Source organism: Roseivivax sp. (assembly GCF_054552075.1).
Window position 1 is genome coordinate 137,742 of the sequence record NZ_JBTOLZ010000001.1, and the last position, 14,602, is coordinate 152,343.

14 protein-coding genes are annotated in these 14,602 nt (G+C 70.5%); 7 read left to right on the top strand and 7 right to left on the bottom strand.

Going from position 1 to position 14,602, the window contains the following annotated elements:
* Nucleotides 1–15 precede the first annotated feature (15 nt).
* The 4 genes from hflK to ACX938_RS00690 all read left to right on the top strand — a co-directional run bounded on the left by hflK (nt 16) and on the right by ACX938_RS00690 (nt 4,331).
* Nucleotides 16–1,179: an FtsH protease activity modulator HflK gene (gene hflK / locus ACX938_RS00675; protein ID WP_232752474.1), complete on the top strand. Its 1,164-nt coding sequence runs from the start codon at nt 16–18 to the stop codon at nt 1,177–1,179.
* A complete protein-coding gene (gene hflC / locus ACX938_RS00680) occupies nt 1,179–2,318 on the top strand; it encodes a protease modulator HflC (RefSeq protein ID WP_459429575.1) in 1,140 nt (379 codons plus the stop codon). The genes hflK and hflC overlap by 1 nt, the downstream gene beginning before the upstream one ends.
* Before the next feature lie 5 nt (nt 2,319–2,323).
* Nucleotides 2,324–2,512 carry a DUF2065 domain-containing protein gene (locus ACX938_RS00685; RefSeq protein ID WP_232752472.1) on the top strand — a complete coding sequence of 63 codons (189 nt, stop codon included), beginning with the start codon at nt 2,324–2,326 and terminating at the stop codon, nt 2,510–2,512.
* Nucleotides 2,513–2,882: 370 nt separating this feature from the next.
* Nucleotides 2,883–4,331: a Do family serine endopeptidase gene (locus ACX938_RS00690; RefSeq protein ID WP_459429701.1), complete on the top strand. Its 1,449-nt coding sequence runs from the start codon at nt 2,883–2,885 to the stop codon at nt 4,329–4,331.
* A 328-nt stretch (nt 4,332–4,659) separates the two neighbouring features.
* Here ACX938_RS00690 and ACX938_RS00695 read toward each other — a convergent pair whose 3' ends face one another.
* Nucleotides 4,660–5,208 (bottom strand): peptidoglycan-binding domain-containing protein, encoded by a 549-nt coding sequence (locus ACX938_RS00695; protein ID WP_459429576.1) that lies wholly within the window; start codon nt 5,206–5,208, stop codon nt 4,660–4,662.
* Between the two features lie 41 nt (nt 5,209–5,249).
* Complete coding sequence (locus ACX938_RS00700) at nt 5,250–5,666, bottom strand: OB-fold nucleic acid binding domain-containing protein (protein WP_459429577.1); 417 nt, start codon at nt 5,664–5,666, stop codon at nt 5,250–5,252.
* A gap of 113 nt (nt 5,667–5,779) precedes the next feature.
* Between ACX938_RS00700 and ACX938_RS00705 the strand changes: the two genes are divergently transcribed.
* Together ACX938_RS00705 and ACX938_RS00710 are read left to right on the top strand one after the other, a co-directional pair.
* Entirely contained in the window at nt 5,780–6,103 is a 324-nt protein-coding gene (locus ACX938_RS00705) for a 2Fe-2S iron-sulfur cluster-binding protein (RefSeq protein ID WP_232752469.1), read from the top strand.
* Between the two features lies 1 nt (nt 6,104).
* On the top strand, nt 6,105–6,818 hold the full coding sequence (locus tag ACX938_RS00710) for an FG-GAP repeat domain-containing protein (protein WP_459429578.1): 714 nt from the start codon (nt 6,105–6,107) through the stop codon (nt 6,816–6,818).
* A 242-nt stretch (nt 6,819–7,060) separates the two neighbouring features.
* Here ACX938_RS00710 and ACX938_RS00715 read toward each other — a convergent pair whose 3' ends face one another.
* Together ACX938_RS00715 and ACX938_RS00720 are read right to left on the bottom strand one after the other, a co-directional pair.
* A complete protein-coding gene (locus ACX938_RS00715; RefSeq protein WP_459429579.1) occupies nt 7,061–9,199 on the bottom strand; it encodes a DEAD/DEAH box helicase in 2,139 nt (712 codons plus the stop codon).
* Nucleotides 9,200–9,572: 373 nt separating this feature from the next.
* Nucleotides 9,573–10,238, bottom strand: a complete 666-nt coding sequence (locus ACX938_RS00720; protein ID WP_459429580.1) for a ribonuclease T2 family protein — start codon at nt 10,236–10,238, stop codon at nt 9,573–9,575.
* A 122-nt stretch (nt 10,239–10,360) separates the two neighbouring features.
* Between ACX938_RS00720 and ACX938_RS00725 the strand changes: the two genes are divergently transcribed.
* Nucleotides 10,361–11,128 carry a DUF1013 domain-containing protein gene (locus tag ACX938_RS00725; RefSeq protein WP_459429581.1) on the top strand — a complete coding sequence of 256 codons (768 nt, stop codon included), beginning with the start codon at nt 10,361–10,363 and terminating at the stop codon, nt 11,126–11,128.
* A gap of 658 nt (nt 11,129–11,786) precedes the next feature.
* Here ACX938_RS00725 and recR read toward each other — a convergent pair.
* Genes recR through ACX938_RS00740 form a run of 3 tightly spaced genes read right to left on the bottom strand, consistent with a single transcriptional unit; the run spans nt 11,787 to nt 14,588 of the window.
* Nucleotides 11,787–12,383, bottom strand: coding sequence for a recombination mediator RecR (gene recR, locus ACX938_RS00730; protein ID WP_232752464.1), 597 nt, complete (start codon nt 12,381–12,383; stop codon nt 11,787–11,789).
* Nucleotides 12,384–12,394: 11 nt separating this feature from the next.
* Nucleotides 12,395–12,739, bottom strand: coding sequence for a YbaB/EbfC family nucleoid-associated protein (locus ACX938_RS00735; RefSeq protein ID WP_232752463.1), 345 nt, complete (start codon nt 12,737–12,739; stop codon nt 12,395–12,397).
* A 55-nt stretch (nt 12,740–12,794) separates the two neighbouring features.
* Nucleotides 12,795–14,588, bottom strand: coding sequence for a DNA polymerase III subunit gamma/tau (locus ACX938_RS00740; protein ID WP_459429702.1), 1,794 nt, complete (start codon nt 14,586–14,588; stop codon nt 12,795–12,797).
* Nucleotides 14,589–14,602: the final 14 nt, after the last annotated feature.

The window sequence follows — 14,602 nt, forward strand, 5'->3', positions numbered from 1 at the left end:
AAGGGAAGGATTACGATGGCTGGAAATAGCGGCGGCCCCTGGGGCGGCGGCGGCGGCTCGGGCGGCAGGGACAACGGCCCCCAGCGCCCGCAGGGAGGCGGCGGCGGTGGCCGGCGCCCGGACAACAACCAGATGCCGGAAATCGACGAGCTGGTTCGCAAGGGCCAGGAGCGTCTGCGCGTCCTCATGGGCGGCAAGGGAGACGGCGGCCAGGGCGGCAGCGGCGGCTCCGGCGGGCCGGGCGGCTTCTCGCGCGGCACGCTGATCCTCGGCGGTGCCGTGGTGCTGGGCGTCTGGCTCTTCTCGAGCCTCTACACCGTGCGTCCCGAAGAGCAATCCGTGGAGCTGTTCCTGGGCGAATACTCCTCGACCGGCGATCCGGGCCTGAACTTCGCGCCCTGGCCGGTGATGAGCTACGAGGTGGTCAACGTCACCTCCGAGCGGACCGAGAACATCGGCGTGCGCCGCGGCCAGAACGGCGACGGACTGATGCTGACCACCGATGCGAACATCGTCGACATCGAGTTCCAGGTGGTCTGGAACATCAAGGATCCCGCCAAGCTCCTGTTCAACATCCGCGACCCGCAGCTCACCGTGCAGGCGGTGTCGGAATCGGTCATGCGCGAGATCATCGCGGCCTCGAACCTGGCCCCGATCCTCAACCGCGACCGTGGTCTGATCGCCGATACGGCGCTGCAGAATATCCAGGAGACGCTGGATGAATACGACAGCGGCATCAACGTGGTGCGTGTGAACCTCGACCAGGCGGACCCGCCGAACGAGGTGATCGACGCCTTCCGCGAGGTGCAGGCCGCCGAACAGGAACGCGACCGCCTGCAGCGCCAGGCCGACGCCTATGCCAACCGCGTCCTCGCCGAGGCCCGCGGTGAGGCGGCGCAGACGCTGGAACAGGCCGAGGCCTACCGCGCCCGCGTCGTCAACGAGGCCATCGGTGAGGCGTCCCGCTTCATCTCGGTCGCGCAGGAATTCAACGAGGCCCCGGAAGTGACCCAGCGCCGTCTCTACCTCGAGACCATCGAGCGCACGCTCGGCGACATCGACAAGATCGTGCTCGACGAGGCCGCGGGCGGCAACGGCCAGGGCGTGCTGCCCTATCTGCCGCTCAACGAGCTGAACCGGCGCGGCAACCAGTCCCAGCAGTCGGGAGGGTCGAACTGATGAAAAAGCTCAATCTCCTTCTGCTGGTCCTGGTGCCGGCGATCTTCGTCTTCCTCTCGGCGATCTTCATCGTCGACGAGCGCGAGAAGGCGCTGGTGCTGCAGTTCGGCCAGATCAAGCAGGTCCGCGAGGAGCCCGGCCTGGGCTTCAAGGTGCCCTTCATCCAGGACGTGGTGAAATACGACGACCGCATCCTGTCGCTCGACACCGAGACCATCGAGGTCACGCCCTCGGATGACCGCCGCCTGGTGGTCGACGCCTTCGCGCGCTACCGCATCTCCGACGTGGTGCAGTTCCGCCAGGCGGTGGGCGTCGGCGGCATTCGCGCCGCCGAGGACCGGCTGTCCTCGATCCTGAACGCCCAGATCCGCGAGGTGCTGGGTGCCGATCAGGTGACCTCGGACACCATCCTGTCCGAAGAGCGCCGCGGCCTGGCCCTGCGGATCCGCGAACAGGCGCGCAGCGAGGCCTCGAGCCTCGGCCTGCAGATCGTCGACGTGCGGCTGAAGCAGACCAACCTGCCGCAGCAGAACCTCGAGGCGACCTTCGCGCGGATGCGCGCCGAGCGTGAACGCGAGGCCGCCGACGAGATCGCCCGCGGTAACGAGGCGGCCCAGCGGGTCCGCGCGGCGGCCGACCGGACCGTGGTCGAGACCACCTCGAACGCGACGCGGGAGGCCGACATCATCCGTGGTGAGGCCGACGCCGAGCGGAACCGCGTCTACGCCGAGGCCTTCGGCGACAACCCGGAGTTCTTCTCCTTCTACCGGTCGCTCTCGGCGCTCGAACGCTCGCTGCAGCGGGACAACTCGACGCTGGTGATCTCGCCCAAGAGCGAGTTCGTCGGCCCGCTCTTCGACGCGATCCGGGCCGAGGGCCTCTCGGCGGTGAAGATCTCGGACACCGACATCGAGCGGCTGCGCGAGCTGGCGCCCGAGACCGAGATCTCGCCCGACCTGCCGGAAAGCGCGCGGGACCAGATCGACCCCGAAGGCGACGGCATGGGCCCGGTCGGCGACGGCCCGGCGCCCGAGCCCGAAGAGGTGGAAGGCGGCGGCGAGGCCGAAGCCGACACCGAGGGTAACACCGAAGGCGAGGGCTCCTCGGACGGCGAGGACAGCGCCCAGCCGACGAACTGAGCGCGATGACGGGCGAGATCGTCCTTGTCATGCTCGCCGGAGCACTGATCGTGGAGGGGCTGGCCTATGCGCTGGCCCCTTCGCTTGTCGAACGCCTGCTCGAGGCGCTCTCGGCCATGCCGCTCGAGACCCGGCGGCTCCTGGGCCTGGTGACGCTGGCCAGCGGCATCGTGGTGCTCTGGTTCGCGCATTGAGAGGGGGGCGCGGTCGGTGGGCCGCGCGTCACGCTATTAGTCCCGCAGGTCCCTGACTTCCCTGACCGGGCTTCCGGCACCATCCTCTCCGACAGAGCCCGAACCCCAGGTGACTACGCGGCGCGCCCCCCAAGCGCCGCCACCTCCCGCACAACCCGATCCCCCAGGGCGGCCCCTCCCGCGCCGCCCGCGCTTTCCATGTCTCACAAGCTCTTGACCCGACGCTTCGCGCTTTGAGAGCTGCGGGAAAGCGCCTATCTTTTCCCCAGGTGCCCCGCCGTCAGGCCGGGCCGCCGCAGGGATTTCGAGGTAAAGGGAGCCGGAATTGACCTCTCACGCATCTGCCATCGCCCGCACCGGCGACGACGACCTGGCGCGCCGCGCGCTTGGCTCTTTCTGGATCGCCAGCCTCTCGGTGCTGTTCCTCCTGGCCCAGGCGGTCTTCGCCGCGGCCCAGGGCAACGCGCCGCGCAGCTTCGCCGATCTTGCCGACCGGGTCAGCCCGGCGGTGGTCAATATCACCACCGAAACCATGGTCGAGGGCCGCGCCGGACCCGAGGGCATCGTGCCCGAGGGCTCGCCCTTCGAGGATTTCTTCCGCGAGTTCCAGGACCGCAACGGCCCCGGCCAGCGGCCGCGCCGCTCCTCGGCCCTGGGATCGGGTTTCGTGATCTCCGAGGATGGCTTCGTGGTCACCAACAACCACGTGATCGAGGGCGCCGACGAGATCCTGGTCGAGTTCTTCTCGGGCGAGGAGCTGCCCGCCGAGGTGGTCGGCACCGACCCCAACACCGACATCGCGCTTCTCAAGGTCGAGGCCGAGACCGCGCTGCCCTTCGTCTCCTTCGGCGACAGCGACGGCGCCCGGGTGGGCGACTGGGTGATCGCCATGGGCAACCCGCTGGGCCAGGGCTTCTCGGTCTCCGCGGGCATCGTCTCGGCGCGCAACCGGGCGCTCTCGGGCACCTATGACGACTACATCCAGACCGACGCGGCGATCAATCGCGGCAACTCGGGCGGGCCGCTCTTCAACCTCTCGGGCGAGGTCATCGGGGTGAACACCGCGATTCTCTCGCCCACCGGCGGCTCGATCGGCATCGGCTTCTCCATGGCCTCGAACGTGGTGACCCGGGTGGTCGACCAGCTGCGCGAGTTCGGCGAGACCCGGCGCGGCTGGCTCGGCGTGCGCATCCAGGACGTGACCGAGGACGTGGCCGAGGCCATGGACCTCGCCGCCGCCGCGGGCGCGCTGGTGACCGATGTGCCCGACGGCCCGGCCAAGGACGCGGGCATGCTCTCGGGTGACGTGATCGTGCGCTTCGACGGCCGCGACGTGGAGGACACCCGCAGCCTCGTGCGCCAGGTCGGCAACACCGAGGTCGGCAAGACCGTGCGCGTGGTGGTCAACCGCGAGGGCGAGACCGAGACGCTGATGGTTACGCTGGGCCGCCGCGAGGATGCCGAGGCCTCTAGCTCCGAGGAGACGCCGGAAGAGGAGGCGCCCGAGGCGCCCAGCTCGACCGACCTCCTGGGGCTGACGCTCTCGCCCGCGAGCCCTGAGCTGGCCGAGGAATTCGGCTTCGAGCCGGGCAGCGAAGGGCTGGTGGTGACCGAGGTCGACGAGGCCAGCGAGGCCTTCGACAAGGGCCTGCGCGCGGGCGACGTGATCACCGAGGCCGGCCAGTCGCCGGTCGCCGAGATCGCCGACCTCGAGGACCGGATCGCCGCGGCACGCGACGCCGGGCGGACCTCGATCCTGCTGCTGATCCGCCGCAACGACGACCCGCGCTTCGTGGCGCTGAGCCTCGGCGAGGAGTGAGCCGCCCGCCGCGCGACGCGGCGCGGAGATGACCCTGTGATCTGACGGTAGGCCGGGCCTTTGCCCGGCCTATTGCGTTGCGGGGTGGGGCGGGGTGGTGTCCGATGCCGATGCCGATGCCGATGCCGATGCCGATGCCTGTGCCGATGCTCGGTTCTCGGTGCTGGCGCGGGTGCGTGGCGAATGGGTCCGGTCGGGCGGGGCAGGGCCAGATGGCGGCCTTGCAGGCTCTGGCCGAACTTGGCGGCGGCGCGTTTCGTTAGCATTGACAGATCGGTATGGGGTGGCAACGACGGTGCTCCGTCACCGCCAACCCCAAGCCGCGCCCTTACCCCTCCGTCTCGGGCAGCTCCACCGCCACGAGGCCCAGCTCGCGCGCGGTCTCCAGCGCCAGCTTATCGCTCTCGAGCCCCCGGGCCTCCTGGAAGCTGCGGATCGCGGCGCGGGTCCGCGCGTCCATCCGGCTCGTCACCGGGCCCGCGTAGAGCCCCCGGGCCGAGAGCGCGCGCTGCACCGAGGCGATGAACTCCGGCGTGAAGACCGGCGGGCAGGGCGCGGGAAAGCGCATCTCCTCGCGCGGGCGCACCAGCTTCGGCACCAGCGTGTTGCGGTAGACCGGCGGCGCGGTGACATTGCCCTCGGCGTCGCGCTCGGCCTGCACGACCTGCACCTGGCCGGGCACCTGGGCATAGACCGCGGGCACCCGCTCGGTGGCGTAGCAGCCGCCCTCGGGCGCGGGCCGGGAATCGTCGTCGCCGAGCCCCATGGTGTTGAAGCCGGGCCGCGCGGAGGCCTCCTCGCCGGGGCCGGCGGGCGCGCAGGCCGCCAGGGCAAGCGTGATGGCCAGGCAGACGGTCCGGGCCGGTTTGGGGAACATATTGGCTGCTCTGGATTTTCTGCCGCGTCGTCGGGCGCAGACTAGCCGCTTTCCGCCCCGCGGGAAAGCGTCTCCGGGGCGCTGAGCAGCCGGTCGAGCAGGGGCGAGATGTCCTCGACCTCCTCGGCGATGACATGGGTCACGCCCGACTCGCGCTGGAGCCGCCCGGTGACCCGCAGCATCCGCCCCGAGATCACCGCCCGGCGGAAGCGTTCGTAGAGCTTGCGCCAGACGATCACGTTCACCACGCCGGTCTCGTCCTCGAGGGTGATGAAGATCACCCCCTTGGCGGTGCCCGGCCGCTGGCGCAGGATCACCAGCCCCGCCACCGCCACCCGCGCGCCCTCGGGCGGCAGGTCGAGCTCGGCGGCCGTCAGGCAGGCGGGCGGGCGCGGCCAGTCGCTGCCGTCGGCGCGGGCCCGGGCGGCTGCTGCGGGGCGGGAGGGAAGGATCTGCATGAGAACGAATATAGAACATCCACCCCTTCAGGGCAATCCGGGCCCGTGGGGTCTTTATCCCGCCAGCAGGGTTGCTAGGTAAGGCGCAACAGAAAACGAGGAGAACGGCCGCCATGGCGAAGATCACCTATGTCGAGTTCAACGGCACCGAGCACGAGGTCGACGTGAAGAACGGGCTGACCGTGATGGAGGGCGCGCGCGACAACGGCATTCCCGGCATCGAGGCCGACTGCGGCGGCGCCTGCGCCTGTTCCACCTGCCATGTCTACGTCGATCCCGCCTGGATCGAGAAGCTGCCCCCGAAGGAGGACATGGAAGAGGACATGCTCGACTTCGCCTATGAACCCGATCCGGCGCGCTCGCGGCTGACCTGCCAGCTCAAGGTCTCGGACGCGCTCGACGGGCTGCGGGTGCAGATGCCCGAGAAGCAGATCTGAGATGCGACTCGCGGCGGGGCTCCTGGCGCTCTTGGCGCTACCGGGCCTTGCCGCGCCGATCGCGGCGCAGGAGATCGCCGCGGCCCGCTATGACGGGCCGACCACGCGCTACGCCCACGGCGTCCTGGGCGACGCGGTGGAATACGAGGACCTCGTGGTCACGCTGACCGACGGCAGCCGCCACCGGGTGCACTGGGATGCGCCCATGGTCTTCGAGGACACCGCGCCGCGGCTCGCCGATGTGACCGGCGACGGCGCGCCGGAAGTGATCACCGTCGAGACCCACGCCGAGAAGGGCGCCCGGCTGGCCATCTGGCGGTTCAACGGCGCGGGGCTGGTGCCGCTCGCCCGCGGGGCCTTCATCGGCCAGACCCACCGCTGGCTGGCGCCCGCCGGGGCAGGGGATCTCGACGGCGACGGGGTGATCGAGATCGCCTATGTCGACCGCCCGCATCTGGCGCGCGTGCTGCGCCTGTTCCACATCGAAGGGGACGGTCTGCGCGAGGTGGCGCGGCTCACCGGCGTCAGCAATCACCGGATCGGCGAGGCGCGGATCTTCGGCGGCCTGCGCGCCTGCCCCGAGGGGCCGGCGCTGGTCCTCGCCGACGGGACCTGGCGCGAGGTGCTGGCAGTGCGCTTCGACGGGCGGGCGCTCAGCACCTCGGTGCTGCGCCCCTACGCCGGGCCGGAGACTGAGACGGGGTGCGGTGGGTGAGAGGGCGCCTGGAGCGGCTGAGGCTGGCAGCGTTTGAAGTTGCCGAGGTTCAGCTGAGGCGCTGGCGCACTGGACGGACCTAACCGCGCACATCATCGCTTGCCAAGGCCAAGGCCAAGGCCAAGGCCAAGGCCAAGGCCCACGCCTCACGCCCCAAGCCCACATCCAACAGCCCAAAGAAAAAGGCGCCGACCCGCTGTGGCCGACGCCTTTCCTAGTTCACATCGGGCTCAAAGCCTCGCTCAGCGGTCGAAACGCGCCTTGGGCTTGCCGCGCCGGGGCCCGGCCTCGCCCTGATCGGGGCGCTTGCCACCAGGCTTCGGCTTGGCGCCCATGGGCCGCTGAGGGCCCTTGCCGCGGGGCTTCGGGCCCCAGGGCGCGCCTCGCCCCTCGCCCTTGTCCGTGGGCTTGCCCTTGCGGGGACCCGCGCCGCGCGCCTCGCCCTCGCCCTGGGCCGGACGCGGCTTGCGCTGCGGCCGCTCGGAGGCGTCAAAGCGGTCCTTCCGCGCGGGCCGGTCGGACTTCTCGAACCGCTCGCCACGTGCGGGCCGGTCGGACTTCTCAAACCGATCACCACGCGCGGGACGGTCGGATTTCTCGAAGCGGTCGCCCCGTGCGGTGCGGTCGGTCTTCTCGAACCGCTCGCCACGCGCCGGGCGGTCGGACTTCTCGAACCGATCACCACGTGCCGGGCGGTCGGACTTCTCGAACCGATCCCCACGCGCCGGCCGATCACCCTTCTCGAACCGATCCCCACGCTCGGGGCGCGGTTTGCGGTCGCGCGGGGCGGGGGCGGAGCGGTCGAGGTCGGGGGCCCCGTCCAGCAGACGCAGGCGCAGGCCCTCCTCGATCTCGCCCTCGGCGCCGAGCTTCTCCATCAGGAGCGGCAGCGCCGGCTCGGCGATTTCCACGAAGGTCTCGCGCGGCTGCACGCGGATCGCGCCGATCGCCGCCTTGTCGAGCCCGCCGGCCCGCAACAAGAGCGGCAGGATCCAGCGCGGCTCGGCGCGCTGGTCGCGGCCCACCGAAAGCGCCACCCAGGCGCTCGGGCCGAAGGGCGCGCGGGCCTTGGGCGCGGGCCGCGCCTCCGGGTCCGACAGCTCCTCGGGGGCGGAATGGCTCTGGCGGTAGAGCCGCAGGTAAGCGGCGGCCACGGCCTCGGGGCTCTGGCTCTCGAGCAGGCGGGTGGCAAACCCGGCCTCCTCCTCGGAGATCGCCTCCTGCCAGGTCGGATCGGCCAGAAGCCGCTCCTCGTCGCGGCGCAGGATCTCCTCGGCGCCGGGCGCCTGGGTCCATTCGGCGCTGACGCGGGCGCTTTTCAGAAGCCGCTCGGCGCGCTTGGTCAGCTTCGGCGGCACGATCAGCGCCGAGAGCCCCTTGCGGCCCGCGCGGCCGGTCCGGCCCGAGCGGTGCAGCAGCCCCTCGGCATTGGTCGGCAGCTCGGCGTGGATCACCAGCTCGAGGTTCGGCAGGTCGATGCCGCGCGCCGCCACGTCGGTGGCTACGCAGACCCGGGCGCGACCGTCGCGCATGGCCTGCAGCGCATGGCTGCGCTCGGCCTGGCTCAGCTCGCCCGAGAGGCAGACCACCTGGAAGCCGCGGTTGGCGAAGCGCGCGGTCAGCCGGTTCACCGTGGCGCGGGTATTGGCGAAGACGATGGCGTTCTGCGCCTCGTGGAAACGCAGCACGTTGATGATCGCGGTCTCGGCGTCCTGCGGGGCGACCTGCAGCGCCTGGTAGGCGATGTCCGCGTGCTGGCCGCGCTCGGACAGCGTGGTCACCCGCACCGCCTCGCGCTGGTAATGCTGCGCCAGCGTCACGATGGCCGGCGGCACGGTGGCCGAGAACAGAAGCGTCCGGCGCGTCTCGGGCGCCTCGCCCAGCATGAACTCCAGGTCCTCGCGGAAGCCCAGGTCGAGCATCTCGTCGGCCTCGTCCAGCACCACCGCGCGCAGACCCGAAAGGTCCAGCGCCCCGCGCCGGATGTGATCGACAAGCCGCCCCGGCGTGCCGACAACGATATGCGCCCCGGCCTCGAGCGCGCGGCGCTCGGCGCGCATGTCCATGCCGCCGACGCAGGCGGTGACCCGCGCGCCGGTGCGGGCATAAAGCCAGTCGAGCTCGCGGGTGACCTGGAAGGCCAACTCGCGGGTCGGCGCGACGATCAGCGCCAGCGGGATGCCCGGCCGGTCGAGGGTCTCGGCTTCGCCTAGCAGCGTCGGCCCGATGGCCAGCCCGAAGCCCACCGTCTTGCCCGAGCCGGTCTGCGCGGAGACCAGGAGGTCGGCCTCGGCCAGCGCGGGGTCGGTCACCGCCTCCTGCACCGGCGTCAACGTGTCGTAACCGCGCTCGGCGAGCGCATCGGATAGGGGCTGGAGCATGAGGGGGAACCGTTCTCAGTAAAGTGCCGGCGCGGAAGAGCCGCGCCGCGGCCGCCGTGGTCGGAGGCCCGAAGGCGCCCCATTAGCGCCTTTGCGGGGCTCTGTATAGATGCGATCTCGTGCTGCCTTTGTCGCAGGGGGGCCGGAGGGCAGGCTGGGCGGATTGTGGCTTGGGTTTGGGTGGGGAGAGTTGTGGGCGCGGGCGGAGTGTAGGGTCGCTGGTTTGCTCGGAGCATGGTGCGACCGCGCTTACGCATCCACCGCAGCGCAGCGGGCGCCGGAGAGCCGGAGCGTCGCGCAGGCCCCAGCTCACCAACCGCTCCTCAGATCCGATGGACCGCCCCGGGCCCAGCCCCCGCGCGGCCAGCCCCGCTCAGGGGATCGGCGCCATCAGCGCGTCATCCAGCCGGCAGTCCCGCACCACGTCCGCTCCGCAGTCGCGCGGCGCGAGGTCGCGGGTCAGGCAGAGCCGCGCCTCCTGGATCCGCCCCGACCGGCAGGTCACCGTCAGCATGTCCGGCGCGAGGCCGGGATTTTGCTTCAGGAAAGCCTCCTCGACCAGCGCTGCGGGCAGGCGCACGGGATTTTCCAGCCGCGCGAAGACCCCGGGGCGGGTGAGGCTCTCGAAGGCCGCCTCGGCCTGGGCGAAATACTCCGCCGCGCTCAGCCCGGAGCAGGTGCCGTGTTTCTTCCACTGGTGCCAGGCGAGCCCCGAGGTGCCCATGATCCGCGCCATATCGCCGGTCATGGCCCGCGAGGGCGGGCGTTCCGTGGTCGGGCAATAGGCCGGCCAGCCCTCCTCGAACTGCGGCCAGAGGCCGTGCAGGATCCAGCCCGCGTCGCGCTCGGGCGCGCATTGCGGCGAGCCGCGGGCGTCGCCCTCGAGCGCGCACCAGGTCGGCGACCAGGAAAGCGCCAGCACGTAGTAGTCGAAGACGCCCGCGGGCTCGCCCTCGGCGCGGGCCGGGCCGGCGCCCGGCGGGAGGAGCCCCAGGGCCAGGGCGAGGCCCAGGGCCAGGGCGGTGATTTGCTCTTTCATCCGACGCATGGCCGGACTATATAGCGCGCAAGTTCCCCGACAACGGAAACCGTCCCGGACCGCCCGGGACCTCCCTGGGCCCGAAGCCTGGGGGGCGCAGAAAGACTATTGAAGGAGAGATCATGGCCAAGCTGTTGCATCCCAAGGCCACCGCGGTCTGGCTCGTCGACAACACGACCCTGACCTTCAAGCAGATCGCCGATTTCACCGGCATGCACGAGCTCGAGATCCAGGGCATCGCGGATGGCGACGTGGCCGGGGGCGTGAAGGGCTTCGACCCGGTCGCCAACAACCAGCTGACCCAGGACGACATCGACAAGGCCGAGACCGATCCGCTGCACAAGCTGAAGCTGAAGCACAACCCCGCCGCGGTCGACGAGGACAAGCGGCGCGGTCCGCGTTACACGCCGCTCTCGAAGCGCCAGGACCGCCCGGCGGCGATCCTCTGGCTGGTGAAGTTCCACCCCGAGCTGTCGGACGGCCAGATCTCCAAGCTCGTCGGCACCACCAAGCCGACGATCCAGTCGATCCGCGAGCGCACGCATTGGAACATCTCCAACCTGCAGCCCATCGACCCGGTGGCGCTGGGGCTCTGCCGCCAGTCCGAGCTGGATGCCGCGGTGGCCAAGGCCTCCAAGGGCAAGGAGCAGGTGATGAACGACGACGAGCGCCGCAAGCTCGTCTCGACCGAGCAGTCGCTCGGCATGGACACCGAGCCGCGGCTGCCTTCCTCGATCGAGGGGCTGGAGAGTTTCTCGCTCTCCGATCCGCGCGGCGAGGACGAGGGCACCTCGGGCGGCAACGAGAACTACGCCGACGCGGAGTCGTTCTTCAACCTGCCCGAGAGCAGCGACGACGAGGAAGACGAGGACGAGAACGAGCGCGGCTGAGGCCGGGTGTCGGAGCGTTCGGAAGGGCCCGTGCCGCTGGCGCGGGCCTTTTTGTTTGGGGGGGGTGTTCACCGACGGTGCCTAGCTCTGCACCGCCCCACCGCCACAACGCACGCCACGCACCACCCGCGCACGCCCTTGCGCCCGAACAGCACCGAAGGTGCCGGGCGCGCGCCGGACCGGTCCTATGGGCCGGCGCTCTTGTGGGTGGTGCGCCTAGCATGTCGCTAGCCCTGACCTTGCCGGGATAAAGCGCTGGAGCTCAGAGGTCGGCAGCGCCGGCCCCCGGTCCGGCGCGCGCCCTCTGTTGGAAGAGGGGGGGCAATGTGGGAGCGTTTTGGGAGGGCGGGCGCGTTGTCGCGTCGCGTGCTGCGGGAATTGATGGGTGCGCGGGTTTAGGGAGCAATAAGCCGTCGAACGCGGTTTGCGTGACTCACCTGAGTCTTGCCCTTGGGACCGAGAGCGTAGCTCTCAGATCCGTGGAAACTCACTGAGAAATTGAACCTTTAGGAAGCGCGTGGCGCGCAGCGGACCAAGCCTTGCCACCATAGCTAGACCAACCCGGGACGCCAGTTCAGTGCCAACCGATGCATCGCCAACCGACGCAGCCCAAGCCCACCGGCCCAAGCCTACCGGCCCAAGCCCATTAACCCCAACCCTAAATCCGCTTCCGCGCGTTCAGCGCCGCGGTGATCGTGCCGTCGTCGAGGTAGTCCAGCTCCCCGCCGATCGGCACGCCCTGCGCCAGCGAGGAGAGCGCCACGCCCGAGCCCTCGAGCTGGTCGGCGATGTAATGCGCCGTGGTCTGCCCGTCGACGGTGGCGTTGAGCGCCAGGACCACCTCCTCGACACCCTCCTCGGAGACCCGCTCCACGAGCTTGGGAATGCGCAGCTCCTCGGGCCCCACCGCGTCAAGCGCCGAGAGCGTGCCGCCCAGCACGTGGTAGCGCCCCTTGAAGACGCCCGAGCGCTCCATCGCCCAGAGGTCGGCCACGTCCTCGACCACGCAGAGGATACCGCTCGCCCGGCGCGGATCGGCGCAGATGCCGCAGACCTCGGTGGTGCCGATATTGCCGCAGCTCAGGCATTCCCGGGCGCTCCGGGCCACCACCTGCATCTGCTCGGCCAGGGGCTGCAGCAGCACCGCGCGCTTGCGGATCAGATGCAACACGGCGCGCCGGGCCGAGCGCGGCCCGAGCCCCGGCAGCTTCGCCATCATCTCGATCAGGGCGTCGATCTCGGAGCGTTCGGCCAAAACCTTGGGCCTCAGAACGGCAGGTTCATGTCCTTGGGCAGGCCCAGGCTCTCGGTCAGCTTGGACATCTCTTCCTGCTGGCGCTCCTGGGCGCGCGCCTGGGCGTCCTTGATCGCCGCCAGGATCAGGTCCTCGACCACTTCCTTGTCGTCGCCGTTGAAGATCGACGGGTCGATGTCGAGCGACTTCAGGTCGCCCTTGGCGCTGCAGCGCGCCTTCACCAGGCCGGCACCGGCCTCGCCCTCGACCACGATGTTGTGCATCTCTTCCTGCAGCTCGGCCATCTTGCCCTGCATCTCCTGGGCCGCCTTCATCATCTTGCCCATGTCGCCCAGGCCGCCAAGTCCCTTGAACATCTCGTCTCTCCTTTGAATCTCGCCGCGGCCCCCGGGGCCCCGCGCGTCGGTTCCGTCAGTCGTCCTCGAAGGGGTCCCATTCGTCCTCGACCTCGGGCAGCGCCTCGGCCTCGGCCTCCTGGGCCTCTTCCTCGGGAGTGCGCACCTTGAGGATGCGCGCCTTGGGAAAGGCCTCGAGGACCGCCTTCACCATGTCGTGGCCAGCGGCCTCCTGTTCAAGCGCCAGCTCCGCGGCGTGTTCGGTCTCGTAGATCGTCGGCGCCTCGCAGCCGTTGACCAGGGTGACCGCCCAGCGGTTGCCGGTCCAGCGGGTGAGCGCCGCGCCGAGCCGCTGCGCCAGGTCCTGGGGCGCATCCTCGGTCGGGGTGAACTCGATCCGGCCGGGCTGATAGGCGGCGAGGCGGATGTATTTCGCGACCTCGACCTGCAGCACCCCGTCGCGATGCGCGCGGATGAGCTCGATCACATGCTCGAAGGTCGGATAGCGCGCCAAGGCCTCCTCGGCGGCTAGCGCGCGGACGGCCGAGCCCGACTGCGCCGAGGGGCCCGAAGGCCCGGCATGGGTGGGGGCGGGCGCGCTCTGGGACCCCTGCGCCGAGGCGCCGCCCCGGGCGCCCAGCCCGGCACCGCCGCCACCGCCGCCGCCGCCGCCCGGCGGGCCGGGAGGCGGGCTCTCGGACTGGAGCTTGCGCAGCAGCTCCTCGGGCGAGGGCAGCTCGGCCACATGGGTCAGCCGGATCACCGCCATCTCGGCGCCCATCATGGCGTTGGGCGCGGCGGCCACCTCTTCGAGCGCCTTCAGAAGCATCTGCCACATGCGCGTCAGCGGCCGCATGCCGAGCGACTGCGCCAGGCTCTGGCCGCGGGTGCGCTCCTCGGGCGAGATGGTCGGATCCTCGACAGCCTCGGGGGTGATCTTCACCACGGAAATCCAATGGGTGATCTCGGCCAGGTCGCGCAGGATCGCCATGGGATCGGCGCCATCGGCGTATTGCGCCGAGAGTTCCGCCAGCGCGCCCGCCGCATCGCCGCGCATGATTGTCTCGAAGAGGTCGAGCACCCGCGCCCGGTCGGCGAGCCCCAGCATCGCGCGGACCTGTTCGGCGGTGGTCTCGCCGGCGCCATGGCTGATCGCCTGGTCGAGAAGCGAGGTCGCATCCCGCGCCGAGCCCTCGGCCGCGCGGGTGATCAGCGCCAGCGCGTCCTCGGCGATCTGCGCCTCCTCGCGGTCGGCGATGCGGCGCAACAGCCCGATCATCACCTCGGGCTCGATCCGGCGCAGGTCGAAGCGCTGGCAGCGGGACAGCACCGTGACTGGCACCTTGCGGATCTCGGTGGTGGCGAAGATGAACTTCACATGGGCGGGGGGTTCCTCCAGCGTCTTCAGGAGCGCGTTGAACGCGCTCGTGGAGAGCATGTGAACCTCGTCGATGATGTAGATCTTGTAGCGCGCCGAGGCCGCCCGGTAATGCACGCTGTCGATGATCTCGCGGACGTCGCCGACGCCGGTGTTCGAGGCCGCGTCCATCTCGAGGACGTCGACATGGCGGCCTTCCATGATCGCCTGGCAATGCTCGCATTGGCCGCAGGGGTCGGTCGTGGGCCCGCCGGAGCCGTCTGTGCCGATGCAGTTCATGCCCTTGGCGATGATCCGCGCGGTGGTGGTCTTCCCGGTGCCGCGGATGCCGGTCATGATGAAGGCCTGGGCGATGCGGTCGGCGGCGAAGGCGTTCTTCAGGGTCCGCACCATGGCGTCCTGGCCGACCAGATCGGCGAAGGTCTCGGGCCGGTATTTCCGAGCGAGGACCTGGTAGGCTTGGGCTGTGGGCGTGTCGCTCATGCGCGGGATGGTCCTGTCTCTCT